The sequence below is a fragment of the Hydrogenophaga defluvii genome (assembly GCF_042665235.1).
Classification (GTDB): domain Bacteria; phylum Pseudomonadota; class Gammaproteobacteria; order Burkholderiales; family Burkholderiaceae_C; genus Hydrogenophaga; species Hydrogenophaga defluvii_A.
Genome location: NZ_JBHTBZ010000003.1, coordinates 75,006 through 100,846 on the forward strand (window position 1 = coordinate 75,006; position 25,841 = coordinate 100,846).

At 65.7% G+C, this 25,841-nt stretch carries 24 protein-coding genes; 10 read left to right on the forward strand and 14 right to left on the reverse strand.

Annotated elements, in window-relative coordinates; translation table 11 throughout:
* Position 1 precedes the first annotated feature (1 nt).
* The 3 genes from ACFQU0_RS00420 (at position 2) to ACFQU0_RS00430 (ending at position 3,146) form a co-directional block, all read left to right on the forward strand.
* Positions 2 to 1,330: a pectate lyase family protein gene (locus ACFQU0_RS00420; protein ID WP_382197740.1), complete on the forward strand. Its 1,329-nt coding sequence runs from the start codon at positions 2 to 4 to the stop codon at positions 1,328 to 1,330.
* 31 nt (positions 1,331 to 1,361) lie between these two features.
* Positions 1,362 to 2,516: a mandelate racemase family protein gene (locus tag ACFQU0_RS00425; RefSeq protein WP_382197743.1), complete on the forward strand. Its 1,155-nt coding sequence runs from the start codon at positions 1,362 to 1,364 to the stop codon at positions 2,514 to 2,516.
* Positions 2,517 to 2,582: 66 nt separating this feature from the next.
* On the forward strand, positions 2,583 to 3,146 hold the full coding sequence (locus ACFQU0_RS00430; RefSeq protein ID WP_382197745.1) for a cob(I)yrinic acid a,c-diamide adenosyltransferase: 564 nt from the start codon (positions 2,583 to 2,585) through the stop codon (positions 3,144 to 3,146).
* Positions 3,147 to 3,358: 212 nt separating this feature from the next.
* Here the strand turns inward: ACFQU0_RS00430 and ACFQU0_RS00435 are convergent, their stop codons facing one another.
* The 8 genes from ACFQU0_RS00435 to argS form a co-directional block, all read right to left on the reverse strand.
* Positions 3,359 to 3,877, reverse strand: a complete 519-nt coding sequence (locus tag ACFQU0_RS00435; RefSeq protein ID WP_382197748.1) for a putative toxin-antitoxin system toxin component, PIN family — start codon at positions 3,875 to 3,877, stop codon at positions 3,359 to 3,361.
* The gene (locus tag ACFQU0_RS00440; protein WP_382197751.1) at positions 3,867 to 5,141 is read right to left on the reverse strand and encodes a THUMP domain-containing class I SAM-dependent RNA methyltransferase; all 1,275 of its coding nucleotides are present in this window, start codon (positions 5,139 to 5,141) and stop codon (positions 3,867 to 3,869) included. Before ACFQU0_RS00440 ends, ACFQU0_RS00435 begins: the two co-directional genes overlap by 11 nt.
* 88 nt (positions 5,142 to 5,229) lie before the next feature.
* Entirely contained in the window at positions 5,230 to 6,759 is a 1,530-nt protein-coding gene (locus ACFQU0_RS00445) for an RNA polymerase factor sigma-54 (protein WP_382197753.1), read from the reverse strand.
* Between the two features lie 91 nt (positions 6,760 to 6,850).
* The gene (gene lptB / locus ACFQU0_RS00450) at positions 6,851 to 7,627 is read right to left on the reverse strand and encodes an LPS export ABC transporter ATP-binding protein (protein ID WP_382197756.1); all 777 of its coding nucleotides are present in this window, start codon (positions 7,625 to 7,627) and stop codon (positions 6,851 to 6,853) included.
* On the reverse strand, positions 7,624 to 8,265 hold the full coding sequence (gene lptA / locus ACFQU0_RS00455; protein WP_382197759.1) for a lipopolysaccharide transport periplasmic protein LptA: 642 nt from the start codon (positions 8,263 to 8,265) through the stop codon (positions 7,624 to 7,626). Before lptA ends, lptB begins: the two co-directional genes overlap by 4 nt.
* 117 nt (positions 8,266 to 8,382) lie before the next feature.
* Positions 8,383 to 9,033, reverse strand: coding sequence for a thiol:disulfide interchange protein DsbA/DsbL (locus ACFQU0_RS00460; RefSeq protein ID WP_382197762.1), 651 nt, complete (start codon positions 9,031 to 9,033; stop codon positions 8,383 to 8,385).
* A gap of 237 nt (positions 9,034 to 9,270) precedes the next feature.
* On the reverse strand, positions 9,271 to 9,924 hold the full coding sequence (locus ACFQU0_RS00465; RefSeq protein WP_382197765.1) for an SPOR domain-containing protein: 654 nt from the start codon (positions 9,922 to 9,924) through the stop codon (positions 9,271 to 9,273).
* A gap of 5 nt (positions 9,925 to 9,929) precedes the next feature.
* Positions 9,930 to 11,615, reverse strand: a complete 1,686-nt coding sequence (gene argS, locus ACFQU0_RS00470; RefSeq protein WP_382197768.1) for an arginine--tRNA ligase — start codon at positions 11,613 to 11,615, stop codon at positions 9,930 to 9,932.
* Between the two features lie 143 nt (positions 11,616 to 11,758).
* On the opposite strand from argS, the gene ACFQU0_RS00475 reads away from it, so the two are divergent.
* Positions 11,759 to 12,133 (forward strand): PsiF family protein, encoded by a 375-nt coding sequence (locus ACFQU0_RS00475; protein WP_382197770.1) that lies wholly within the window; start codon positions 11,759 to 11,761, stop codon positions 12,131 to 12,133.
* 429 nt (positions 12,134 to 12,562) lie between these two features.
* On the opposite strand, the gene ACFQU0_RS00480 is transcribed toward ACFQU0_RS00475, so the two are convergent.
* Positions 12,563 to 13,462 carry an HTH-type transcriptional regulator ArgP gene (locus ACFQU0_RS00480; RefSeq protein ID WP_382197773.1) on the reverse strand — a complete coding sequence of 300 codons (900 nt, stop codon included), beginning with the start codon at positions 13,460 to 13,462 and terminating at the stop codon, positions 12,563 to 12,565.
* Positions 13,463 to 13,570: 108 nt separating this feature from the next.
* Here ACFQU0_RS00480 and ACFQU0_RS00485 point away from each other — a divergent pair, with 108 nt between their 5' ends.
* Genes ACFQU0_RS00485 through ACFQU0_RS00495 form a run of 3 tightly spaced genes read left to right on the forward strand, consistent with a single transcriptional unit; the run spans position 13,571 to position 16,673 of the window.
* Positions 13,571 to 14,212 (forward strand): LysE/ArgO family amino acid transporter, encoded by a 642-nt coding sequence (locus ACFQU0_RS00485; protein WP_382197776.1) that lies wholly within the window; start codon positions 13,571 to 13,573, stop codon positions 14,210 to 14,212.
* 11 nt (positions 14,213 to 14,223) lie between these two features.
* Entirely contained in the window at positions 14,224 to 15,885 is a 1,662-nt protein-coding gene (locus ACFQU0_RS00490; RefSeq protein WP_382197779.1) for a flavin monoamine oxidase family protein, read from the forward strand.
* The gene (locus ACFQU0_RS00495) at positions 15,882 to 16,673 is read left to right on the forward strand and encodes a carbon-nitrogen hydrolase family protein (protein WP_382197782.1); all 792 of its coding nucleotides are present in this window, start codon (positions 15,882 to 15,884) and stop codon (positions 16,671 to 16,673) included. Before ACFQU0_RS00490 ends, ACFQU0_RS00495 begins: the two co-directional genes overlap by 4 nt.
* On the opposite strand, the gene ACFQU0_RS00500 is transcribed toward ACFQU0_RS00495, so the two are convergent.
* From ACFQU0_RS00500 to ACFQU0_RS00520, 5 genes are all read right to left on the reverse strand, one after another.
* Complete coding sequence (locus tag ACFQU0_RS00500; RefSeq protein ID WP_382197785.1) at positions 16,667 to 18,805, reverse strand: putative bifunctional diguanylate cyclase/phosphodiesterase; 2,139 nt, start codon at positions 18,803 to 18,805, stop codon at positions 16,667 to 16,669. The two genes, ACFQU0_RS00495 and ACFQU0_RS00500, sit on opposite strands and share 7 nt — an antisense overlap.
* Positions 18,802 to 19,797: an EAL and HDOD domain-containing protein gene (locus ACFQU0_RS00505; RefSeq protein ID WP_382197788.1), complete on the reverse strand. Its 996-nt coding sequence runs from the start codon at positions 19,795 to 19,797 to the stop codon at positions 18,802 to 18,804. The genes ACFQU0_RS00500 and ACFQU0_RS00505 overlap by 4 nt, the downstream gene beginning before the upstream one ends.
* 27 nt (positions 19,798 to 19,824) lie before the next feature.
* The gene (locus ACFQU0_RS00510; RefSeq protein WP_382197790.1) at positions 19,825 to 20,754 is read right to left on the reverse strand and encodes a LysR family transcriptional regulator; all 930 of its coding nucleotides are present in this window, start codon (positions 20,752 to 20,754) and stop codon (positions 19,825 to 19,827) included.
* 94 nt (positions 20,755 to 20,848) lie between these two features.
* Positions 20,849 to 21,970 carry a hypothetical protein gene (locus ACFQU0_RS00515; protein WP_382197793.1) on the reverse strand — a complete coding sequence of 374 codons (1,122 nt, stop codon included), beginning with the start codon at positions 21,968 to 21,970 and terminating at the stop codon, positions 20,849 to 20,851.
* A 181-nt stretch (positions 21,971 to 22,151) separates the two neighbouring features.
* Entirely contained in the window at positions 22,152 to 22,679 is a 528-nt protein-coding gene (locus ACFQU0_RS00520; RefSeq protein ID WP_382197796.1) for a CAP domain-containing protein, read from the reverse strand.
* A 321-nt stretch (positions 22,680 to 23,000) separates the two neighbouring features.
* Between ACFQU0_RS00520 and ACFQU0_RS00525 the strand changes: the two genes are divergently transcribed.
* The 3 genes from ACFQU0_RS00525 to ACFQU0_RS00535 all read left to right on the forward strand — a co-directional run bounded on the left by ACFQU0_RS00525 (position 23,001) and on the right by ACFQU0_RS00535 (position 25,802).
* On the forward strand, positions 23,001 to 23,900 hold the full coding sequence (locus ACFQU0_RS00525; protein ID WP_382197799.1) for a LysR family transcriptional regulator: 900 nt from the start codon (positions 23,001 to 23,003) through the stop codon (positions 23,898 to 23,900).
* 215 nt (positions 23,901 to 24,115) lie between these two features.
* Positions 24,116 to 25,144 (forward strand): methionine ABC transporter ATP-binding protein, encoded by a 1,029-nt coding sequence (locus tag ACFQU0_RS00530; protein ID WP_382197802.1) that lies wholly within the window; start codon positions 24,116 to 24,118, stop codon positions 25,142 to 25,144.
* Entirely contained in the window at positions 25,128 to 25,802 is a 675-nt protein-coding gene (locus ACFQU0_RS00535; protein WP_382197805.1) for a methionine ABC transporter permease, read from the forward strand. Before ACFQU0_RS00530 ends, ACFQU0_RS00535 begins: the two co-directional genes overlap by 17 nt.
* The last annotated feature ends 39 nt before the right edge of the window (positions 25,803 to 25,841 follow it).

A 25,841-nucleotide genomic window follows, 5' to 3' on the forward strand; every position in this document is an offset into this window, starting at 1 on the left:
CATGTTCAGCTTGCACAACGCTGCGCGCCGCCGTCTGGTCCTGGGTTTGTCGGCGGCGGGTGCTGGCATGGCCCTGTTGCCCGGCTGTTCCAGCACCGGCCCCGTGGCCACCAGCCACCCGTGGGAGCGCCAGGTGCTGGCCACCAACGATGGTTGGGCAGCGGCCGAAGGTGGCACGCGGGGTGGTGCCGACGCCTTGCCGTCCATGGTGTTCGACGTGCGCAACCGCGCCGAACTGGTGGCGGCTTTGGCTGCCGGCGCAGCCGGTGCGCCCCGCATCGTGCGGGTCCACGGCCGCATCGATCTGTGTGTGGACGCGCAGAACCGCCCCGTCGGGGCCGAGGCCTTCCGCGACCCGGCCTTTGATTTCGAGGCCTACCTGCGCGCCTACGCACCCGCAGTGTGGGGCAAACAGCCGCTCAAGGGACCGTTGGAAGAAGCCCGCCAGCGCTCGGCGGATCGCCAGCAGGCCACGGTGGTGGTGCCGGTGCCTGGGCGCACCACCGTCATTGGCATGGGGCCCGACGCGGGCTTCAAGCACGGCACGCTGTTGATCAAAGACGTGGACAACGTCATCTTGCGCAACCTGCGCTTCAGCGACGCCTACGACTTTTTCCCTGCCTGGGACCCCAAGGACAACGCCAGCGGCGAGTGGAACGCGGAGTACGACAACCTCTCGCTGGGCAACGCCACCCACGTGTGGGTGGACCACTGCACCTTCGACGACGGCGCGCGCCCCGACCACAGCGCCCGCACCGCCTTGGGCCGGCCCATGCAGCACCACGATGGCCTGCTCGACATCACCACCCGCTCCAACTGGGTCACGGTGTCGTACTGCCACTTTCGCGACCACGACAAAACCAACCTCGTGGGCAACAGCGACAAGGCCGATGACGGTGAGCGCCTCAAGGTGACCTTCCACCACAACTGGTGGGAGCGTTGTGGCGAGCGCGCACCGCGCGTGCGTTTTGGCCAGGTCCATGTCTACAACAACCTCTACACCGGCAGCGACCAGGGCCCGTACCCGCTGGGCTATTCCATAGGGGTGGGCGTGCAATCGCGTTTGGTGGTGCAGAACAACGTGTGGGAAACCCCGCCGCATGTGCCCGCCACACAACTTGTCAAGCTCTGGCGAGGCCAGGCACTGGCCGCCCAGGACAACTGGCACAACGGGCAGTCGGTGGACTTGCTGGCCGCGCTCAGGCAGGCCAACCCCGGTGCCACCCTGGGCGCCGATGTGGGCTGGACGCCCACCTTGCACGGGGCCATCGATCCCACCGCCGAGGTCGCGCGCAAGGTGCGCGCCCAGGCAGGTGCCACACGGGTGTGATGGCCCCCTTTTTGTTGATCAGGACGTTTGAATGAAGATCGAAAAAATTGACGGACAGGTGTTCACCTACCCCACCCGCCGCAGCGTGGACAGCGCGGGCCACTCGCACCCTGGCGAACTGGGTCAGGCCAAACAGGTGCTGTTGAGCATCACCTGCGACGATGGCAGCACCGGCCACTGTTTTGCCCCTTGCGAAGTGATCCGCCCCCACGTGCTGGACAGCTTTGTGCGCAAGGTGCTGATCGGTCGCGACCCCATGCACCGCGAAGCGCTGTGGCACGAGCTGGAACACTGGCAGCGCGGCAGCGCTGGCCAGCTCACCGACCGCGCCCTGGCGGCGGTGGACACCGCGTTGTGGGATCTGGCCGGGCGTTCGCTGGGCGAGCCGGTGTACAAGCTGCTGGGCGGATACCGCGACAAGGTGCCGGCCTACGGCAGCACCATGTGTGGCGACGAAACGCCTGGTGGCCTCTCCACCCCCGACGAATACGCCGCCTTCGCCGTCAAGCTGGTGGCGCGGGGCTACCGTGGCATCAAGCTGCACACCTGGATGCCGCCGGTGTCCTTCGCGCCCGACGTGGACATGGACATCCGCGCCTGCGCCGCCGTGCGCGAAGCCGTGGGGCCCAACGTGCCGCTGATGCTCGACGGCTACCACAGCTACAGCCGCACCGACGCCCTGCGCATCGGCCGTGCCCTGCAGCGCCTGGACTTCACCTGGTTCGAAGAGATGATGAACGAGCAGAGCATGGCCTCCTACGTGTGGCTGGCCGAGCAGCTCGACATCCCCATCCTCGGCCCCGAGAGCCTGTCCGGCAAACACCACAGCCGTGCCGACTGGATCAAGGCCGGCGCCAGCGACATCCTGCGCGCTGGCGTCACCGGCGTGGGCGGCATCTCGCCGGCGCTGAAGGTGGCGCACATGGCCGAGGGGTTTGGCATGAACTGCGAGGTGCACGGCAACGGCGCCGCCAACCTGGCGGTGTGTGCGGCCGTGCGCAACTGCCGCTGGTACGAGCGTGGCCTGCTGCACCCCTTCCTCGACTACGACGAGGTGCCCGCCTACCTGCACCGCCTGCCCGACCCCATGGACGCGCAGGGCTATGTGCACCTGTCGCAAGCGCCGGGCCTGGGAGAGGACATCCACTTCGAGTACATCGAGGCCCACACGGTCGCGCGGTTCTGAGCGTCGCATGGGGCTGAGGGCCCATGCGTCAAAATCGGTGCTTCCTCCACCGACACAGGAACGCGCATGGGCAACCGACTCACTCAAATCGCCACCCGCACCGGCGACAACGGCACCACCGGCCTGGGCGACAACACCCGGGTCTCCAAGAACAGCCTGCGCGTGCACGCCATGGGCGAGGTGGACGAACTCAATTCGCACATCGGCGTGCTCTTGTGCGAAGACGTGCCGGACGATGTGCGCCAGACCCTGGTCGAGGTGCAGCACCAGTTGTTCAACCTCGGGGGCGAACTCTCCATACCGGGGTTTGAGCTGCTCAAGCCCGAAGCCGTGCTGGCGTTGGACGAAGCCCTGGCCACCCACAACGAGCGCCTGCCCCGTTTGCAGGAGTTCATCCTCCCGGCCGGCAGCCGTGCAGCCGCCTTGTCGCACGTGTGCCGCACCGTGGCCCGCCGTGCCGAGCGTGCTGTGGTGGCGCTGGGCAACGAGGAGGCCATCAAGGACACCCCGCGCCAGTACCTCAACCGCCTGAGTGACCTGATGTTCGTCTTCGCCCGTGTGCTCAACCGCATGAACGGTGGCGACGACGTGTACTGGAAAAGTGAGCGCCTGAAGCAGGCCGCCGATTGAGCCAGCCAGCACGCAGCCGGCGCGGGGGAAGCATCCGCCCAAAAAAAATCCTGGCCAGGGGCCAGGATTGGGAAGCCTCTTTGCTTTGACACATTGAGGCGCCCGCTCAGGGAGGAAAAGCGGGGAGCCATCAAGGACGGCCCACGCGAATTCTAAGCGAAAATTTGTAGAAATTTGACAAACAAAGATGCCACCCGTGGTATCCGTCTGTATCAGACAACAACCGGATTCCAAGTGACAGAAGTGCTCACGCCGAGCGCGGCCAGGCGCTTGCGCATGCGGGTGATGTGGTGGTCTTTGCTCAACAGCTGGGCCCGGTGGGCCAGTGCCAGATCGATGAATTTCTGATCGTCCGCGTCCGTGCAGGTGACGGGCGCTTTGGGCGCATCCGCCACCTGATCGCACAGCCCATCCATGGCCGCCAGCACCGTGCTCGTGTCGCATTGGTGGAAGGCGATGCGCGCGGCCAGTTTGGGATAACCCAGCACACGTTCCAGTTCATCGCGCATGGCACGTGTCGCAATCCAGCGGACCCGACCGGTTTGCAGCGCATCCCACAGCGCTGTGGTGGATGCGTCTTTGAACACCAACAGATCGAGCGCGACGTTGGTGTCGATGACGAGCGGAGCCCCCACGCGCCCCACTGCGTGTGGCCGCTGCCCCCCAAGGGGGCTGACGCCGCCTTGGGGCGGCCCGGCGGCGGCGTCGGCCGGCACCGCGTCAGCCGGCATCGGAGGGCGCAGCCGGCTTGGTGTTGCGGCCCGCCACCAGATCGAAGCGGAACAGGCGGCATTCGATGGGGCCGTTCCACAGCGGCACACGCCGGCTTTCCTTGAATCGCATCTTGCCCGGCAGTTTCAGGTCGGGCGTGAGCAGCCAGGCGCTCCAGCCGCTGTAGTGTTTTTTCCAATGGCTGGCCAGGCGTTCGAAGAAGGCGTCCACTTCGCCGCCGTCGGCGTTCTGCGCGTGTTCGCGCGCCCGCACGGTGGCCCGCTGTTCTGCGCGCTGTCCGGCCACGCCAGCCGCCGCAATGCGTTCGCCGTAGGGCGGGTTGAGCAGCATCACGCCGGGTTGCTCGCTGGGTGGCATGCGTTGCAGCGCGTCGCCACCGCGCAGTTCGATGGCGTGAGCCACGCCGGCGCGCTGCGCGTTGCGCTGCGCGAAGTCCACCATGCGGAAGGCCACGTCGCTGCCAAAGATGAAGGGCTTTTGCCCTTCGGGCCAGGGCTTTTGTGCCGCCTGTGCCTGGGCCTTGATGCCCTGCCACACATGGGACTGGAAGGGCAGCAGTTTTTCGAAGGCAAAGCGGCGTGTGCTACCAGGCGCGATGTTGAGCGCCATCTGCGCGGCCTCGATGAGCACGGTGCCGCTGCCGCAGCAGGGGTCGTACAGGGGCAGGGCGGCGCCCTGGCTGCCGTCCCAGCCGGTCGCCGCGATCATGGCGGCGGCCAGGGTTTCTTTCAGCGGCGCGTCGCCTTTGTCTTCGCGCCAGCCGCGTTTGAACAGCGGCTCGCCCGAGGTGTCGATGTAGACGGAGCACTGGCCTTCGGTCAGGTGGGCAAACACCCGCACGTCGGGCCAGGTGGTGTCGATGCTGGGGCGCTCGCCGGTCTTGTGGCGCAGGCGGTCGCAGACCGCGTCCTTCACCCGCAGGGCGGCAAAGTTCAGGCTCTTGAGCGGGCTGTGCTGCGCGGTGATCTCCACTTTGAGCGTGTGCCGGGGCGTCATCCAGATTTCCCAGGCCACACCGCAGGCGATCTCGTAGATGTCGTCTTCGCTGCGGTAGGGCTCGTAGGCCAGCTCCACCAGCACGCGCTGCGCCAGGCGGCTGTGCAGGTTGAGCAGCATGGCGTCGCGCCAGCTGGCCTTGAGCAACACACCGCCGCGCGAGCGTGACATGTCGCCATCGGCCACGCCCACGATGCGCTTGACCTCAGCGGCCAGAAAGTCTTCCACGCCAGCGGCGCAGGGCAGGAAAAGGGTGAGTTGGTTCATGTGGGCTTTTCGATCCGCCGCCGGGCCGCCCCAAGGCGGAACAGCCCCCTCGGGGGGCGGCGACCCGCGCAGCGGTGGAGCGTGGGGGTCATCGTTTTCTCAAATTGGCGGGTGCGATGCGAAGGGCCTCGCGGTACTTGGCCACCGTGCGGCGTGCGCACTCAATGCCTTGTTCCTTGAGCATTTCCGACAGCTGGTTGTCCGACAGCGGCTTGGCTACATCTTCAGACGCCACAAACTGTTTGATCAGCGCGCGCACGGCGGTGCTCGACGCGTTGCCGCCGGTCTCCGTCCCCAGGCTGGAGCCGAAGAAGTACTTGAGCTCGTAGGTGCCAAAAGGGGTGGCCATGTACTTGGCGGTCGTCACGCGGCTGATGGTGGATTCGTGCAGGCCCAGCTCATCGGCGATCTCGCGCAGCACCAACGGTCGCATGGCCAGCTCGCCGTGCATGAAGAAGTTGCGCTGGCGCTCGACGATGGCGCTGGAGACCCGCAGGATGGTGTCGAAGCGCTGCTGGATGTTCTTGATGAACCAGCGCGCCTCCTGCAGCCGCTGCTGCATGCTGGCCGCGCCTTCGCCCTTGTCGCCGCGCCCTTGTCGCAGCGCGTTGGCGTAGATGTCGTGCACCCGCAGGCGTGGCATCACGTCGGGGTTGAGCTGCACCTTGAAGCCGCGCCCCGCCTTGGTGACGATGACGTCGGGCACCACGGTGTTGCGTTCCACGTTGGCGAAGCGCCGGCCCGGCTTGGGCTCCAACCGGCTGATCAGCGCCAGGCCCTCGCGCACCACGGCCTCGTCCAGGTGGCAGGCGGCGGCCAGGCGTTTGGCGTCGCGCCGCGCCAGCAGGTCCAGCGGCTGCGCGCACATGGCCAGCGCGGCCTGGGCAGCGGGGCTGTTGCGCAGCTCTTCGATTTGCAGCCGCAGGCATTCGGCCAGATCGCGCGCACCCACACCAGCCGGGTCCATGTTCTGCAGCCAGTGCAGCGCCAGGTTCAGGACCTGTTCGGTGGCTTCACGGGCCTCCCAGTCGTCGCCAGCCAGCGCGGCGGCGAGGTCGGTGATGGGCTCGTCCAGGTAGCCGTCGTCGTTGAGCGATTCGATCAGGAAGTACAGCGCTGCGCGCTCCTCTTCATTGAGCCGCAGGCCCAGGGCCTGCTGGTGCAGGTGGGCCTGCAGGCTGATGTGTTCGCTGGCCAGCTCGGCGGCGCTGGCGGTTTCATCGTCGGCGTTGTTGCGGTTGCGCGGCGCGGCCTCGCCGCCCCATTCGCCGTCGTCGGGCGTGAAGGACACGGTGCCATCACCGTCCCAGTCGGGCTCGCTGCTGCCCACCTCTTCGCTGAAGTCGTCGCTTTCGCTGCTGGTGGTCGCCGGGCCGCTGTCCGCGCTCCATTCGCTCACCTGATCGCCGGTGCTGACCGGTGCGTTTTCGGCGTCCACGCCAAACGCCTCGCGCTCGGCCACCTCCTCGCTGCGCTCCAGGAAGGGGTTCTCGTCGAGCATCTGCTCGACCTCCTGCGCCATCTCCAGCGTGGAGAGCTGCAGCAGCCGGATGGACTGCTGCAGTTGTGGGGTCAGCGACAGATGCTGGGAAACACGAAGCGAAAGGCTTTGCTTCATACGGCCGCAGCGCAGGGCCGCCCCAAGCCAGGCCAGCCCCCTGGGGGGGCAGCGACCCGCGAAGCGGTGGAGCGTGGGGGTTTCATGGGCATCACATGCGGAAGTGTTCGCCGAGGTACACCCTTCGCACATCCGCGTTTTCGACGATCTCCGAAGGCGTGCCCCGGGCCAGCACGCGGCCCTCGTTGATGATGTAGGCGTGGTCGCAGATGCCCAGCGTTTCGCGCACGTTGTGGTCGGTGATGAGCACGCCGATGCCACGCGACTTGAGAAAACCGATGATGCGCTGGATCTCGATGACGGCAATCGGGTCGATGCCGGCAAAGGGCTCGTCGAGCAGGATGAAGCGCGGGTTGCTCGCCAGCGCGCGGGCGATTTCGACCCGGCGCCGTTCGCCGCCCGACAAGGCGGGAGCCGGCGACGAGCGCAGGTGCGACACGTGCAGGTCTTCCAGCAGTTGCGTCAGGCGTTCGTCCAGGGCTTGGGCGGTGTAGGGCTTGCCGGTGGCGGGGTCGTCCTGCAGCTCCAGCACGGCACGCACGTTGTCTTCCACGCTGAGCTTGCGAAAAATCGAGGCTTCCTGCGGCAGGTAGCCCAGGCCCAGGCGTGCCCGGCGGTGGATGGGCAGGCGTTCGACGGCCTGGCCGTCGAGCGTGATCTGCCCCGCATCGGCCCGCACCAGGCCCACGATCATGTAGAACGAGGTGGTTTTGCCGGCACCGTTGGGGCCCAGCAGGCCCACCACTTCGCCTTCTTCCACCGCCAGCGACACGTCCTTGACCACCTTGCGGCTGCCATAGGCCTTTTGCAGGCCACTGGCTTCCAGCCGGCGTTTGGGCGCCAGCGGTGCAGATGTGTGCGCGCTCACTGCTTGCCTGGCCCCATGCTGGGGCTGGGTTTGAGCACGGGAGCGGGGCTGTTTGCCGGGGCGGTGGCGCTGGCGTCGGCCTTGGGCACCGGGGTCAGCATGGCGCGAACGCGCCCGCCGGGGTTGTTGGGGGTGGCGGCCGTGGTGGCTGTGCCACCGTCCACCGTGAACACGTCGGCCCCGTTGTCGTAGACGATGGTGTTGCCAGCCGTTTCGTCGTTCAGGTTGCTGCCCCGGTAGCGGCGCAGCACGGCGCGGCCGATGAATTTCACCGTGTCGGCCTGGCTGTTGTATTCGATGCGGTCGGCCACGCCCTCGATGTGTTCATCGACCACATCGCGCTTCTGGCGGAAGAAGGCCTGTTGCTGCGCGTTGCCCAGCACGATGCCGAACTGCTGGCCCTGAGCGCCTTGGCGCACCTCGATTTGTTGGCCCCGGATGAGGATGCTGCCTTTGGTCACCACCACGTTGCCGGTGAACACGCTGGTTTGGCGGCCGTCCTCGTGGCGCAAGGCGTCGGCCTCCACGTTCATGGGCTTGTCGCGGTCGGCCTTCTCGGCCCAGGCTGCCACACCGGCGCACGCGGCCAAGGTCAGCAGCATGGCCTGGCAGAGGTGGGTCAGGGTCGGGAACGGCATGTTGGGTAGGGCATGGAAATTGCATGGCATTGTAAGCCGGTGCTTTCCGGCCTCAGCCGTGGCGCGGGCACAAAAAAGCCCGCCGGAAGAGGGCGGGCCTGGACCAGGGCCTGTGGCTCAGCCCTTGCGCGACTGTGCGATCAGGTGGTCGGCCACCAGCAGCGAGCGCGGCAGCGTCTGCGCCAACGAACCTGAGGTGAAGTATTTGCCGGCGATGCCCAAAGACGGCACACCGTCCACCTGGTAGGCGTCTTGCAACTGGGTGGCACGGCGGGCTTTGCCGGCCACGCCGAAGGCGTTGTAAGCCTCCAGGAACTTGGCGCGGTCCACACCCTGTTTGGCGACCCAATCGGCGATCTGGTCCTGGGTGGCCAGGCGCTGGCGTTCGGTGTGGATGGCGTGGAAGACCTTGCGGTGCATCTCCTCGACCTTGCCCAGGGCCTCCAGCGCGTAATACAGGCGCTGCTGGGGCACAAAACTGTCCTGAAAGGCCACCGGTGCGCGTTTGACCACCACGTGGGCCGGTTGCCGCTTCGCCCAGGCGTCGAACGCGGGTTCGAAGGCGTTGCAATGGGGGCAGCTGTACCAGAAGAACTCGATCACTTCGACCTTGTCGGCCGGCGCATCGACGGGGGCCGGGCGGCTCAGCTTGAGGTAGTCACTGCCCTCCTTGAAGGTGGCCTGGGCCTGCGCGTGGCTGGCGCCCAACAGGCCCGTGGAGGCGGTGCCGGCCATCAGCACGGCCTGGGTGAATTCGCGGCGTTGCATGTTCAACAATCTCCTTGCCAAAACGGCGGTTGCTCCGAGTGGAGCGCGTCACGGCGGCAAAAGTTCAAAAACGTGGCTGCGTGTCGCTGATCCATTGCATGTGCGCCGTACCCGTGGCGCATGAAGCGGCCGAACCGGGAGACACCGCCGGGCCGGCTCTGCCGGACGGCTGGTGTCGCCCCTTGAGGGGGATGCGGCCACACGCAGTGGGCAAGCGACGGGGTGGTCAACAACACTTCAGCGTTGCACGCGCACCAGCGCGGCTTCAATGCCGTTGCCGGCCAGCTTGGCCTGGGTGGCGTCGGCGTCGGCCTTGGCACGGTGGGGGCCGGTGCGCACACGGTAGACGGTTTGACCCGCCTGCTCGCGTTCGGTGACCTTGGCGTCAAATCCCAGCATGGCCAGCTTGGCGCGCTGCGCCTCGGCGTCAGCCGGCGTGCGGAAAGCGCCCGCTTGCACAAAATAAATGAAAGCGTCGGACTCCGTGGCGCCGCTGGCCGGCACTGCCGCCACCGTGCCGCCTGCCGGCGAGTTGCCCTGCGTGCGGCTGCGCGCCAGGTCGCCCAGGGGATCGGACGACGTGGCCGGGGACGTGGCGGCGGGCTTGGCCGCAGGGGCCGGCGACCCTTCTGCCTTGACCGCACCTTCTTCGGGCGCCTGCGCATCGGCCTTGGGCGTTGCCGGCTTGTTGCCCGCCAGGCCCGCGTTCGGGTTCCAGTTGCGGTTCTTCTCGGCCTCGATGGCGTCTTGTGTGGGCTTGCGCGACACGCCCCGGTCCACAAAGGGCACCGGCACTTTGGTCACATAGACCGCCACCGCCAGGGCCAGACCCAGGCCCACCAACAGGCCGGCCAGAAAACCGATCAGGGTTCCACCAAGTTGCTTCTTCATGCTGTTCACATCTTTTGCGGTGCGCTCACACCGAGCACAGCCAGGCCATTGTGCAGCACCTGTGCGGTGGCCGCGACCAGGGCCAGGCGGGCACGTTTGACGGCCTCGTCTTCCACCAGAATGCGCTCCGCGTCGTAGTACGAGTGGTAGGCGGCGGCCAGCTCGCGCAGGTAGAAGGTCACGTCGTGGGGCGCAAAGTCGGTGGCGGCAGCGCTCAGCATCTCGGGGTACTTGGCCAGTTGCAGCAGCAGGGCCTGGGCCTGCGGGCCGGTCAAGGCCGAAAGGTCAGCGTCTTTCAGGGTGGCGGCGTCACCGCCTTCCTTGTCTTTCCAGGAGGCCAGCACCGAGCAGATGCGCGCGTGTGCGTACTGCACGTAGTAGACCGGGTTGTCGTTGTTCTTCTGGATCGCCAGATCGATGTCGAAGGTGTATTCGGTGTCCGGCTTGCGGCTCAGCAGGAAGAAACGCACCGCGTCCTTGCTGGTCCATTCGATCAGGTCGCGCAGCGTCACGTAGCTGCCTGCGCGTTTGCTGATCTTCACTTCCTCGCCGCCCTTGACCACGCGCACCATGGTGTGCAGCACGTAGTCGGGGTAGCCCTGGGGGATGCCCACACCCGCCGCCTGCAGGCCGGCGCGCACGCGGGCGATGGTGCCGTGGTGGTCGGTGCCCTGGATGTTGATGACCTTGGTGAAGCCACGTTCCCACTTGGCGATGTGGTAGGCCACGTCGGGGACGAAGTAGGTGTAGGAGCCGTCGCCCTTGCGCATCACGCGGTCCTTGTCGTCACCGTAGTCGGTGGACTTGAGCCACAGCGCGCCCTCGTGTTCGTAGGTCTTGCCGGCGTCGCGCAGCTTTTGCACCGCCGCGTCCACCTTGCCGCTGGTGTAGAGGCTGGATTCGAGGTAGTACTGGTCGAATTTGACCGAGAAGGCCTTGAGGTCCAGATCCTGTTCGTGGCGCAGGTAGGCCACGGCAAAGAGACGGATGTCGTCCAGCGCCGCCGGGTCACCGCTGGCGGTGAATTCGCGGTCGTCCGAATGCACCGTTTTCTTGGCCAGGTAGTCGTTGGCAATGTCCTGGATGTAGTCGCCGTTGTAGGCCTGCTCCGGCCATGCGGCATCGCCGGGTTTCACGCCCTGGATGCGCAACTGCGTGCTGGTGGCCAGGGTGTTGATCTGCACGCCCGCGTCGTTGTAATAAAACTCGCGGTGCACGTTCCAGCCCTGGGTTTCGAACAGGTTGCAGATCGCATCGCCCAGCGCGGCCTGGCGGCCGTGGCCCACGTGCAGCGGGCCGGTGGGGTTGGCCGAGACGAACTCCACCAGCACCCGCTCGTTGCGCGCCGGCTGCTGGCCGAAGGCCGCACCCGCGCCCAGCACCTCGCGCACCACCTGCTGTTTGGCAGCGGCTTTCAGGCGGACGTTGATGAAGCCGGGGCCGGCGATGTCGATGGCCTCCACCCACTGGCCAAAGGCCGGCGTGGCCAGCAGCGCATCGCGCAGCTGCTCGCCCAGCTGGCGCGGGTTGGCCTTGAGCGGCTTGGCCAGCTGCATGGCGGCGGTGCAGGCGAAATCGCCGTGCGCCGCCACCTTGGGCGATTCAAAAGCGGCACGCGCACCGGCGCCCGGGGACAGTTTTTCCAGCTCGGCGGCGAGGGCGGCGAGCAATTCGGTCTTGGCTTGAAGCATCGCGGGATTTTACGAGCCGGCTGTTTCCTGGGCGCCACAGGCTTGTTACAGGTGCTTCAAGTTTCTTGCGCGTCGAGCCGTTTTTGGGTGTGATGCCCGTCGGCGCCCATCCCGGTCGCTTTTCTTTTCAGGAGAGGAACCCCATGAAACTGACCTTTGTTGCGCTGTCTTTGGCTGGCCTGGCTTTTGTTGCGCAGGCCCAGACGGCCGCGCCTGCGGCTGCCACGGCATCCGCCCCAGCACCAGCGGCCTCACCCGCACCCGCTGCCGAGGCCAAACCCGCCAAGGCCCGCACCGCACAAAACAACCGCATGTCCGAGTGCAGCGCCGAGTTCAAGGCCACCGGCAAGGAAGGCAAAGAGCGCCAGGCCTTCATGAAAACCTGCCTGAGCACCAAGGCGGCCGACGGCAAAAAGGCCCGGAACGAAAAAATGACCCAGTGCAGCGCCGACTTCAAAGCCACCGGCAAAGAAGGCAAGGAGCGCAAGGCCTTTATGAGCGAGTGCCTCAAGGGCTGATGTCCGACTTGATGGACGGAATACAGAAGCGCCCAGCAAAAATGAATGGCAAGCGATTTGTCATCGCCTTGATCTGCTGGTTGTTGTCTAGTTTTGGCGTTCTTATTTCGGTCTTGGTAGTGTTGGGGACGGCCATTGTCGACTGGATAAAGCACGGTCGATTGGGCCTCCCCCTTTTCGTTGGTTTGGCAGTTACTTACGCGTGGCTGGCACTGTTTGTTCTGACTCGGGGATGGTTGACTGAGCAAAAGCCACATTGGAGTTGGTACACAGTAGGGCCTGCGGTCGGTCTTGGCAGTGCGTTGTTGTTTTTGCCATTTTTCTGGATGTATGGGTCGGCAGCCGCTCTTGCTGTCTACTTAACTTACTTCCACGTCTGTGTCTCGCGTGGAGCAAGCCTATGCCAGCCGGATAGATAACGGTGTTTGCTCAACTTTGTGCCAAGCTGATTCGCGCCGCCGCCTTCACCGCCGCCGTCAGCCGCTGCGCGGAAGGCGCCTCGCGCGCCCAGTGTTGCCAGTACAGGGTCACGTCTACGGTGGCGCCGGGCAACACCTCTTCAAAGCCGGGGTGCCCGGCCAGGTGTTGCTCGGGCACCATGCCCCAGCCCAGACCCAGCGCGATGGCGGTCTCGAACGCTTCCACCGAGGGGGCGAAGTGGCGCGGGTATTCGGGTTGGCGCAGCTCGAAGTGTTGCGCCAGGAACGTGTCTTGCAGGGCGTCTTTGCGGTTGAAGATGATGGCCGGCTGTTGCAGCAGCTTGTGCACCGACACCGCGCCGCTGGCCGTGCGGCAGCGTGCCACCACCTCCGGCGCGGCCACACAGCGGTAGCGCATCACGCCCAGGGGCTCGGCCACACAGCCGCGCATGGCTTGCGCCAGTGTCGTCACGCAGCCCATCACGTCGCCGCTCTTGAGCGCGTCGTGCGTGTGGTCCTGGTCGTCGATCAGGATGTCGAGCAGCAGCTTGTGGCGTTTGAGCAGCGGCGCCACGCCGGGCAAAAACCAGCCCGCCACCGAGTCGGCGTTGATGGCCACGCCCAGCGTCTGCCACCGTTGGCGCGCGGCGCTGTGCTGCCCCTGCAAGCCGGCCAGCAGGTCGGCCTCCATCGAACGCACCTGCTTCACATGCGCCAGCAGCGCCTGGCCGGCGGCGGTGGCGTGTACCGCCTTGCCGCGCACCAGCAAACGTTGGCCCAGTTGTTCCTCCAGCCCACGTATGCGCAGCGACACGGCGGCCAGCGTGATGTGCAGGGCCTGGGCGGCAGGGCCAAAGCCGCCGTGCTCCACGACGGCAGCCAGGGCGTCGAGCTGTTTGGCGTCGAGCATGGGTTAAGTAAAACTTGAGTGAAGTGAAAACAAGTCAATTCAGTTTAATTCAAGTCATGACAAGCGCACACTGCAGGCCGTTGTGAACCTTGTGTTTTGGGTGCTTTCATGTCCATCGCTTTGCCTTTTGTTTCGTTGTCGCCGGCTTTCACCGCCGGCCTGGTGCTCAGCCTGTCGCTGATCATGGCCATTGGCCCGCAGAACGCGCACGTGCTGCGCATGGGCCTGCAGCGCCAACATGTGTGGCTGACCATCGCCATCTGTGTGGTCACCGATGTGAGCCTGATTGCGTTGGGTGTGTTGGGCCTGGCGCAACTCGGGGGCTTGAGCGACAAGCTGCAGGGCGCGCTGATCGGCGCGGGGGTGTTGTTCCTCGCGGTGTACGGCTGGCAGGCGTTTTTGCGCTTCCGCCACCCCCGCGCTGGTGGCATCACCGCGTCGGGCGTGCCGCAGGCCCTTACCCGCCGGCAGGCGGTATTGCAAGCGCTGGCCTTTTCGTGGCTCAACCCGCATGCCTGGCTGGACACCGCTGTGCTGATCGGCACCGCCTCGCTGGCCTACGGGCAAGGCAGCAGGGTGTTTGGCCTGGGCGCGGCCACCGGCTCGCTGCTGTGGTTTGTGGGCCTGGGCGTGGCCATGTTCTGGCTGGGTCGCCGGCTCAATTCGGTGGCGGTGTGGCGGGCGCTCGATGGTCTGGTGGCGCTCATGATGTGGGGCACCGCTGCCTGGTTGGTCGCGAGCTTGTTTTGAGGGAAGTCGCCATGCAAAAGCCCGTCACGATTTTTGGCCCCGACTTTCCTTTTGCCTACGACGACTGGCTGGCCCACCCGGCCGGGCTGGGTGCTTTACCGGCCGAGCGCCTGGGCACAGAGGTAGCCATTGTGGGCGCCGGCATGGCCGGCCTCACGGCGGCCTACGAGCTGATGAAGCTGGGCGTGAAGCCTGTGGTGTACGAGGCCTCGCGCCTGGGCGGGCGGCTGCGCTCGCAGGCGTTTGAAGGTGGGCAGGGCGTGGTGGCCGAGCTGGGCGGCATGCGTTTTCCGGCGTCTTCGCGCGCCTTCTGGCACTACGTTGATTTGCTGGGCCTGCGCAGCCAGCCCTTTCCCAACCCGCTCACGCCGGCCGCCGGCTGCACCGTGGTCGACTTGGCAGGGCAAACCCACTGGGCGCGTTCGCTGGACGACCTGCCGCCGCTGTTCCGCGAGGTGGCCGAGGCCTGGGGTCAGGCGCTGGAAGGTGGCGCCGGTTTCAGCGGGCTGCAGCAGGCCTTGCGCGAGCGCGACGTGCCGCGTCTCAAAGCCTTGTGGGATCAGCTCGTGCCTTTGTGGGACGACCGCACCTTCTACGACTTTGTCGCTCAATCGCCCGCCTTCGCGGCCCTGAGTTTTCGCCACCGCGAGGTGTTTGGACAGGTGGGTTTTGGCACCGGAGGCTGGGACTCGGACTTTCCCAACTCCATGCTGGAGATCCTGCGTGTGGTGCTCACCGGTTGCGACGAGGACCAGCACCTGATCGAGGGTGGCGTGCAGCAGGTGCCCGAGGGCCTGTGGCAACACGCCCCCGCGCAATTGGCGCACTGGCCCGCAGGCACCACGCTGGCACGGCTGCACGGTGGCGCGCCGCGCGCCGGCGTGGAGGCGCTCAAGCGCGCGCCCAGCGGCCACATCGCCGTCACCGACACCTGGGGCGTCACACGCGAACACGCGGCCGTGCTCGTCACGTGCCAGAGCTGGCTGCTCACCACCCAGATCGATTGCGAAGAGTCGCTGTTCTCGCAGCCGCTGTGGATGGCGCTGGACCGCACGCGCTACATGCAGTCGTCCAAAACCTTTGTGATGGTGGACCGACCGTTCTGGAAAGATCTGCGGCCTGACGGCCCGCAGCAGGGTTGGCCCCAAATGGGCATGACGCTGACCGACCGCCTCACGCGTGGCACCTACTTTTTCGACAACGGGCCGGACCGACCGGCCGCCATTTGCCTGTCGTACGCGTGGATGAGCGACGCGCTCAAGATGCTGCCGCACAGCACCGAGAAGCGGGTCGAGCTGGCGCTTTCGGCGCTGCAAAAAATCTACCCCGACGTGGACATCCGCAGCCACATCATTGGCGACCCCATCAGCGTGTCGTGGGAGGCCGACCCGCATTTCCTCGGTGCCTTCAAGGGCGCGCTGCCCGGCCACTACCGCTACAACCACCGCATGTACGGCCACTTCATGCAAGACGCCCTGCCTGCTGCCGAGCGCGGCATTTTCCTCGCGGGCGACGACATCTCGTGGACACCCGCGTGGGTGGAAGGCGCGGTGCAGACCGCGCTCAACGCCGTGTGGGGTGTGGTGCATCATCTGGGTGGCGCCTGCCACACGGCCAACCCCGGCCCCGGCGAGGCCTACCCGCAGATCGGCCCCCTGGCCTTGCCCGAATGACCCCCACAACCGACCTCACCCTGGCCCTGTGGCAAACCGCCTATGCGGCCGACGTGCCCGCCGCGCTGCGTGCGTTGGACGACGCGGCGGCGCAGGCGCGTGCCCAGGGTGCGAACGTGTTGGTGTGCCCGGAGATGTCGCTCACCGGCTACCTGTTGGGCGCGGATCGCATCGCGGCCTTGGCCGAGCCCACCGATGGGCCCTTGCTGCAAGCCGTGGCCGCCACCGCGCGCCGCCACGGCATCGCCATCGTGGCCGGCTGGGCCTGTGCCACATCGGGTCGACCCCACAACGCCGTGGCGTTTGTGGACGCCGAAGGTGTGCTGTTGAACGTCTATGCCAAGACCCATTTGTTTGGCGACGCCGACCGAGTCCAGTTCGCGCCCGGCCCGGCGCTGCCCACGGTGTTCAGCTACCGGGGTTGGCGTCTGGGCCTGCTGATTTGCTACGACGTGGAATTCCCCGAGCCTGTGCGCCACCTCGCCTTGTTGGGCGCCGATGTGGTGTTGGTGCCCACCGCCAACATGCGTGAATACGACGAGGCGCCCACCTTGCTGGTGCCTGCACGCGCTTGCGAGAACCGCGTGTACCTGGCCTACACAAACGCGTGTGGGCGCGAGGGTGACACCAACTACGGGGGCTTGAGCACGGTGGCCGGCCCGCTGGGCGCGGTGCTGACGCAGGCGGGGCGCGATGCGTCGCTGAGCGTGGTGCGTTTGAGCACGCAGGCGCTGTTGGCCGCACGCCAGAGCTCACCGCTGCCGCACCGGCGCAGCGATCTCTACTGAAGCGGCAACCGCCGGTCTTCTGCCACCCAGCGCGCGTACTCGTCGGCATCCAGCGGCTTGCTGAACAGGAAACCTTGCAACTGGTCGCAGCCCAGCTCGCGCAGAAAGGCCATCTGCTCGCGGCTTTCCACGCCTTCGGCCACGATCTCTTGCCGCAGTTGTTTGCCCATGGTCACGATGGCCTGGGCGATGGCGCAGTCGTTGGCTTCGTGGGGCACGCCGATGACAAACGCGCGGTCGATCTTGAGCGTGGTGATGGGAAAACGCTTCAGGTAGGCCAGGCTGGAGTAACCGGTGCCGAAGTCGTCGAGCGCGATGGACAGGCCCATGGCCACCAGCTGGTTAAGCACGGGCAGCACCATCTCGGGGTTGCGCATGACCAGGCTTTCGGTGATCTCCAGCTTGAGCTGTGCCGGAGGCACGCCGTGCCGGTTCAGGGTTTTTTCCACCATCTCGGGCAGGCGGTCGTCCACCTGCCGCGCCGACAGGTTGACCGCCACCGGCGGCACCACCATGCCGGCATCGGCCCAGGCGCGCAGCTGGCGGCACGCTTCGTTGAGCACCCAGTCGCCCAGCTCCAGAATCAGCCGGGTTTCTTCGGCCACGGCCACAAACTGCGCGGGCGACAGCAGCCCTTGTTCGGGGTGGTGCCAGCGCAGCAAGGCTTCGGCACCCGCGATGCGCCCCGTGCGCAGGCTCACTTTGGGCTGGTAGAACAGGCGAAGTTCGTTGCGGCTGACCGCCTGGCGCAGTTCGCTTTCGAGGCGGAAGTGGGCGCTCGCGCGCTGGTTCATTTCGCTGCTGTAAAACAGGCATTCACCGGCTTCGGTCTGGTCGCCCACTTCGCGCGCGCGGGCTGCAGCCAGTTCGGCAAAACGCAGCAGGGCCGTGGTGTCCAGGCCATCGTCGGGGAAGATGGAGACACCGATGTTGGCCGTCAACCGCAGTTCGTGGCCTTGCACCTTGAAGCTGTGGTCCAGCGTGGACAGCAGCTTTTGCGCCACGATGGCCGCGTGTTCGCGTTTGTTGATGTTGAGCAGGGCCACCACAAATTTGTCGTTGCCGGTGCGCGCCAGCACGTCTTGGTCGCGCAGCATTTTCCGGAAACCCTGGCTCACTTCCTGCAGCAGGGCATCGCAGGCGTCGTGGCCCAGCGTGTCGTACAGGATGGCCACGCGCTGCAGGTGCACCACCAGCAGGGCCCCGTGGCTTTTGTTGCGCTCCACGCCGGTGAGCGCCTGGCCCACCAGTTGCTGCAAGAGCGAGCGGTTGGGCAGGCCGGTCACGCTGTCGAAGTTGGCCAGGCGGTGCAGCCGGGCCTCGGTTTCTTTGTGGGCGCTGATGTCGGAAAAGATGGAGAAGGCGTGGGTGATCTGGCCGTGGTCGTCGCGCACCGCGCTGATGGACACGGATTGTGGGAACACCTCGCCGTTCTTGCGCCGGCCGAGGATCTCGCCGCTCCAGGGGTGTTCGCCTTTCATGGCCAGGCGCACCTGGGCGCGAAAGGCGGCGTCGTGCCGGCCCGACCGCAGCAAGTCGGGCGTTTTGCCCAGGGCCTCGGCGGCGGTGTAGCCGGTGATGCGGGTAAAGGCCGCGTTGACCACCACGATGCGTTCCTGCGCGTCCGACACCATCACGCCCTGGTTGCTGTCTTCGATGATGCGCAGGTACAGGCGCAGCTTTTCGTCGTTGCTCAGGCCATCGGGCAGGGGTTTGAACTGCGCCAGCATGCCTTCGGGTTCGCCGTCGGCATCGCGCAGCATCTGCAGCGACATGGTGGCGCGGAACACCTCGCCCGATTTTTTGCGCCGCTGCACCTCCATCAACGCGCTGTCGGAGGCCAGGAACAACTCGGCCGGGGCCTCGCCATCGTCCTTGTACAGAAACAGCACGTGTTGGCCGCGCACCTCGTCGGCGCTGTAGCCGAACAGCGCGGCCGCGCCCAGGTTCCAGTCGGTGATGTAGCCCAGCGTGTCCAGTTGCAGCGTGGGCGTCTGCGCCTCGATGTCGCGCTGGGCCTCGGACAGCGCGGCCTCGAGTTGCGCCAGCGCGCTCAAACGCGTTGGCCCCTCGGCCTGCTGGGCCTGGCGGCACAAGGCCAACCAGTCGTTGAGGGTATGGACGGACGTCATGCGGCGGGGGCCTGTGTCATCTGCAAGGCCCACACGGCCGCTTGCAGGCGCAGGCGGTTGAAGCTGGCGGCGGGCAGGCCGAGGCGGGCCAGGTGCGCGTTCAAAGCGGGCGCGTCGCCGGGCGCCTCGGAGGCTTCGACCACGCTGAGTTGTTGCCCCAGCATGCCCTCGCGTTCAAGCAAGGCGCCGCGCAGCGCGTCGGGCAGGGTGAGCGAGCTCAGCACCTGCGGCAAAGGCTGGCCAAACAGCGTGCCCAGTAGCGAGAACATGCCGCCCATGAAGGCCAGCTCTTGGGCCGCGCGGTCCAGCCCGCAGGCTTCGGCCAGCAGTTCCATGCTGCGCGCACGCAGGGTCACATGGGCGCCCAGCATGGCGCTGCGCGGGTCGTCGTCGCGGGCGGCAAACAGCATCAGGTGCAGCCAGCGGCGCAGCTGCTGGCGGCCCAGCAGCAGAATGGCCTGGGCAAAGCTGGTGATTTCGCGCCGCCCACCCAGGGCCACCGAATTGACCACCCGCAGCAGGTGGTAGGACAGCGTCACGTCTTGGCGCAGCACGGCCTCGATCTCGTGGGTGTCGGCGTCGGCGCTGACCAGTTGCACCAGCTGCAGCGCCCGCGCGCGTGACGCGGCCTGGGCCGCCGCCGCTTTGGCAGGAGGCTGTTGGTACCAGGCACCCACCACCCAGTGGTCGTTGTCCACCTGGGCCGGAAATGCCATGGCGGCTTGCTGGAGTTGCGCGTCAGGCAACACCGTGAGTCCTGCGTCGGTGGCCAGCGCTCGGGTGGCGTCGTCCAGCCCCGCATGGGCTGGCTCGGCCAGGTGGCAGGGCAGCGCCGCGCACAGCTCGCGCAGGACCGGATCGGCGAGCAACACCGACCACGCTTCGGGTGCTTGTGTGTCCAGGTGCAGGCGCAGCGCGGCCGGACGCCGCAGCGGGTTGGCCAGCCACTCCAGCCGGAGGGGTGTGGTGTGGGTGGGGGCGTCTGCGGTCATGGGTGTGCCGTGCGTGCGTGTGGGGGCTCAGCCGGCGGGTTGGCGCCAGAAGTCGGGCTGGCCGTAATGGTGTTTCAGAAAATCGATCCACAGGCGCACCCGCAAGGCCAGATGTTTGCGCTGCGGGAACACGGCGTAAATACCGTTCGGCGGGGCGGCAAATGTTTCCAGCACGGGCTGCAGCCGACCTGCGGCGATGTCGGCCTCCACCTCCCAGGTGCTGCGCCATGCGATGCCGTGGCCGGCCAGGCACCATTCGTGCAATACCTGGCCGTCGGAGCAGTCCAACGGGCCGCCGGGGCGCAGGTGCACCAGCTCGCTGGCGCCACCGTCGCGTGGCACCATGAAGGCCCAGCCCCGCGTCTGGGACGCGTCGGACGAGAGCGTGAGGCAGGCAAAACGCGCCAGTTCAGATGGGTGCTGCGGCACCCCATGGCGCTGCAGGTAGGCGGGGGTGGCCACACACAGGCGGCGGTTGTCGGCCAGGCGCACGCTGACCAGGGCCGAGTCGGGCAGATCGCCCACCCGCACCGCGCAGTCGTAGCCCTCGGCGGCGATGTCCACCACCCGGTCGCTCAGGTTGAGCGACAGCGTTACCTCGGGGTGCAGGGCGTGAAAGCGTGGCACCAGCGGCGCCACGTGGCGGCGGCCAAAACCCGCCGGTGCGGTCACGCGCAAATGCCCGCTGGCCTTCACGCCGCCGGCACTCACGCTGGCCTCGGCGCTGGCCAGATCGGTCAGCAGCCGCTGGCAGTCCTCCAGAAAAGCGCTGCCTTCGTGCGTGAGGCTGATGCGCCGCGTGGTGCGCACCAGCAGCTTGACGCCCAGTCGCTCCTCCAGCGCGTCCAGCCGCCGCCCAATGATGGCCGGCGCCACCCCTTCGGCCCGCGCCGCCGCCGTCAGGCTGCCGCGCGTGGCCACAGACACAAAGGTTTCGAGCTGCTTGAGCTTGTCCATGGCGCATTATGTGGATGGATGTAAAAAAACAAGCACCGAAGTGCCTGTTTTGATGTGTTTCACCCACAGAGGCTCATGCCGGTCGGCGCCAGGGTCAGTGGGCCCTGTTCCCCGGCACGGTTTCGGCGTCGATCGTGAACAACCCTGGCTTGGCCGGATCCACCGTCACCCGCACCCAATGCGAGTCCGGGTCACCAAACACCTCCAGGCGGGTGAAGTTGTCGAAGAAGCGCCCGGTTTTGGGGTGCATCAAGGGCCGGTTCACGCGGTACAGGTGGGTGTCGCCGTGCACGAACAACACGGGGCGGTCGAACGACAGCATCTCGTTGGTCAACGCCTTCACCAGCGGGTCGTAGGCGCTGCCTTCCGCTTGCTGAGGTACGCTGCCGCCCGCGCTGCGCACGTAGCGCGTTTTGAGGTTGTGGGTCCAGTGGGCCTCAAACCCGATGTTGGCCTGGGTGAGCAGCACCAGTCCCAACACGCCGGGTGCCTTGGCCGCCGCAAACGCCTGCTTCAGCCACGCCAGGTTGGCCGCCATGCGCGCCGTCTGTTCTGCGTCCAGCGTGGGGCTGTGGCCCCGGTTGTCGTTGCTGCCCACGGTGTGCAGCGTGGCGAACACCACCCCATGGGTGCGCCAACGCAGGTTCTCGCGGAAGCTGGCAAAGCCGGGTGTGGTGGCCTGGCTGATCAGCGACATCGTGCGCTGGCCCAGGCTGCGCCCGGGTGGAAAGAAGCTGGTGCGCAGTGTGTCCAGCCGCTCCAAGGGATCGAACTGGCGCGCCTGCAGAAAGTGGCAGTCGGCCCAGTCGTTGTCGCCCGGGGTGAGCACAAAAGGGTGCACCGACCGCCGGAACGAAGCCAACACCTGCGCGTAGCGTTCGTTGGTGCAGGGCATCGAAATCGTGTCCGGGCTGTCTGCGTAGGGCCTGGGGTCGGCCTCAAAGTCGCCCACATGCGCCACAAAGGCCAGGGGCGCGCGGTTCATCGCGTCCACCATGCGGTCAAACGCCCGCTCGTTTTCGATGGAATACGCGGTGTCGCCGATGGCGGCGAATGCGAAGGGCCGGTGCGGTGTGTTCTGGGCCTGGGCCTGGGCCTGGGCCTGGGCCTGGGCCTGGGCCTGGGCGCTGGGGCCAAGGCCAAAGCAGAATGTGGCAAAAGCCACAGCGGCCCAGATGCCGGCCCGTTGGGCCTTGGTTTTCAATGGCCTGTGCATGGCAGGTTCCTCCCGGTCGACATTGTGCAAGCACTGCGACGGCATGGCGCTCAGTGGAACCCTGAACTGGCGTTGGCTTTCGTGCGGCGGGTCGCGGCACTTGAGGTATGTCCCCCGTGGGCAATGGCCCCAAATTTAAAAGTAATCAGACCTTGCTTTTGCAATTGCCGATCGGCCGACATCATTTGGAGCCGAAGCTCTGGGTCCAGTAAGTGCCGTATTCGCTGTTGTCGTTGCTGGCACAAGCTACTGCGTAATGTTTGAATTCCGGTCGCATGATGTTTTCACAATGTTCGGCGCTTTCCAGCAGGCTTTTCTGCACAGCTTCAAGGCTTGCGTAACCTGCGCCGATGTTCTCGCCCGTGTTCGCACCGTAGCCGGCGATGGTGGCTCTTTGGCCGGTGGTCAAGCCATCAGGATTGGTATGGCCGAAGAAATTTCGGTGTGCCATGTCTTTGGAGTGAGCGGTGGCTGCCGCATGCAGTGCTTGGTCCCATTGCAGGCGCGGTGCCGCGCTCATGGCCTTGGCGCCACACATGCGTGGCTCGGCCCTGATCTGGTTGACCATTGCGAGGGCTGTGGCCGACTCGATTGCCGAGGGGCATTGGGGCTTTTCTGCTTGCGATCCACCACCACAGCCCAGCAGTGCGAGGGCCAATGTTGTGCCGAATGTAAATTGAATGGGTTTTGATTTTTGTAATTTCAACATCTATTTTTCAGAATTGCCTCAAGGTGGGTGAGTTCCAAAAAGAACGGCGCGATGCTAAGTGAATATGTTGAATGAATGGCTGTGGTTAACCCTCGTATTTTGTCAATATCAAAGGGTGCAGGCGGGTTCAATCCATTGTTGCGATCAATTGTTCAATTGTTTGGCAATGGATTTGAGATTTGCTCGCGCGTGCCCATCACACGGTCCAAGCAACGACCTCTCCGCCTTTGTCGCCGATACCACCTATGATCCGGCCAACCGCTGCGGCGCCTCATTTGGCGCGGCATCTGAAGGTCTTGTTCCGAACCCTGGCTTGAAACCGTGAAGCTCTCGCACCTGGACGTCTGTAACGCTGTGTTGATGACAGGCTCGGTCACGGGGGCTGCGAAGCTGCTGCACCTGAGTCAGCCGGCGGTGACCAAATTGCTGCACAGCGCGGAGAACCAGTTGGGCTTCAAGCTCTTCCTGCGCGAGAAGAACAAACTGGTGCCCACTTCCGAGGCTTTGCTGTTGCAGCCGGAATTTCAGGCGATTGCGCACCGCCTGGACCGGTTGCGCGAGTTTTCCAGGACCCTGGCCAGCCAGCCCTCGCATGTGTTGCGTGTGGCCTGTGCGCCCTCCATTGCGGCGGCGCTGATTCCCCAGTGTGTCGAGGCCTTCTCGCGCCAGTACCCGGCGGTCAGCTGCGAGATCGAAACCCACGTTCATGAGGCCATCGTCCAAAAGCTCATGCAAGGCCAGTGCGACGTGGGCTTGTCCCTGGCGTCGCTGCCCAACCCGGCCATCGTGGAAGACGTGGTGGCCAGCGGCACCATCGTGGCGCTGGTGCCCAAGGCGATCAAGCAGGATTTGCCGGCCGAGATGGCCATCGCCGATCTGGCCCATTTGCCGCTCATCCGTGTGCCACCCGGAGGGCCACACGGTGCGGAACTGTTTCCGTTGCCGCAAGGCAGTGCGTCCGGCACACCGCGGTTGACGGTGTCGACCAATTACATGGCCATGCGCATGGCCGAGCGCGGCTTGGGCATCGCCAGCATCGATTCTTTCACCGCCGCGCAGGCCGACCGGCGGCTGGTGGGGGTGGTGCAGTTGCATCCGCTGATCCCCGTGCGCATTTTTCACCTGCGCGCGCACCGCGCCCAGGCGTCGCACGCCGGGCGGCGGTTCGTGCAAATCCTCGCCTCGGTGGCGGCACAAGCCCATCACACGCTGCCCCATTGAGGGGTGTTGCCGGGCGCACGTTACCCGATGTCGCGCCTGCCTGTGGTTGGTGTCGCGTGCCTGCGGCCATAACGCAATGGCATACCGCATCGCGTTTTGTGATGGCGTACTTTTTTCAAATGACAGCAGAATGAAATCAAGCCATTCAGCTGCTTGATGTGTACGACATTGACGTCAAGCACATGGAGTTCCTTCTATTTTTGTGAGGATTCTTTGTGATTGAGTTTTGCGGCGTACAAAAAACATACACCACCGGCAATGCCAGCATCACCGCGTTGCAGCGCATTGATCTGAAGGTGAATGAGGGTGAGATCTTCGGCGTGATTGGGCATTCGGGTGCTGGCAAGTCCACCCTCATCCGGCTGATCAATTTACTGGAGCGGCCGACCGAGGGCACGGTCAAGGTGTCGGGTGTTGATTTGATGGCGCTGAGCGAAAACGACTTGCGCCAATTCCGTCAGCACGTTGGCATGATTTTTCAGCATTTCAATTTGCTCGGTTCCATGACCGTGGCCGAGTACATTGCGTATGCCATGCGCATTGTGGGCCAGAAAAGCGCCCAGGCCATTGATGCCAGGGTGGACGAATTGCTGGAATTGGTCGGGCTGAGCAAACACAAGCACAAATATCCAAGGCAATTGTCGGGCGGCGAAAAACAACGGGTGGGTATTGCGCGGGCACTGTCCAACCACCCGACCGTGCTGTTGTGCGATGAAGCCACCAGTGCGCTCGATCCCCAGACCACACATTCGATCTTGCAGCTGCTGCGCCGCATCAACGAAACGCTCAAGCTGACGATCGTGCTGATCACCCACGAAATGGACGTGATTCGCACGGTGTGCGACCGCGTTGCGGTGATTGACGGCGGGCGGATTGTGGAGGAGGGGGCGGTGACACAGGTGTTTTTGCATCCGCAACACCCCACGACCAAGCGCTTCGTCCAGGAGGCTGAAGGCGCCCACGACGCGGTGGTGTGGGGCGACAACGCGGCCCCACGCGGCGGCCTGTACCGCCTGACCTTCCAGCGCGAAACCGTTCACCAACCTCTGCTCTCTCGGGTCGCCCGGTCCTTCGCGGTGGACTTCTCCATCATCACGGGCCGTTTTGGTGCCATCAAGTCCGAGCCGTGTGGCCAGGTGGTCGTTCGGGCGACGGGTGAGGCCGATCAGGTCCAGGGCGCTTTGTCCCAGTTAGCTCAGGCCGGTGTTTGTGTCGAGGAGGTCAGTGATGCGACAGTGGCTTGAAGGTTTTTTTGTCAACGTTCAATGGCGCGAGATCGGTGAAGCCACCCTCGACACACTGAGCATGCTCGGTGGCTCGCTGAGCTTGACCGTGGCCTTTGGCCTGCCCCTGGGTGTCGTGCTGTTTCTGCTCGGGCCCAAGCAGCTCCTGGACGCGCCCAAGACCTATGCGGTGTTGTCCTTCGCGGTCAACGTGCTGCGGTCCATTCCGTTCGTGATCTTGCTCATCGCGATGATTCCTGTCACGGTGTTAGTGACCGGCACATCCTTTGGCGTGGCCGGCTCCATTCCATCGCTGGTTGTGGCCGGCACGCCGTTTTTTGCGCGGCTCATCGAGTCGGCGCTGCGCGAGGTGGACCGGGGCATCATCGAGGCGTCTCTGGCCATGGGCGCGACCACCACACAAATCGTGTTCAACGCCCTGTTGCGCGAAGCCTTGCCGGGCATTCTGGCGGCCGGCACGGTCACCGCCATCGCCCTGGTGTCCTACACGGCGTTGGCTGGCGTGGTCGGCGGCGGCGGGCTGGGCGATCTGGCCATACGTTACGGCTACCAGCGGTTCCAGCTGGATGTGATGGCCATCACGATCGTGTTGTTGTTGCTCATCGTCCAGGCCTTGCAAAGCCTGGGCCAGCGGCTGGTCACTCGCTTCAGCCATTGACCGACCGTCCGCCTTTGCGCCCGTCCCCACCCCGTCCCC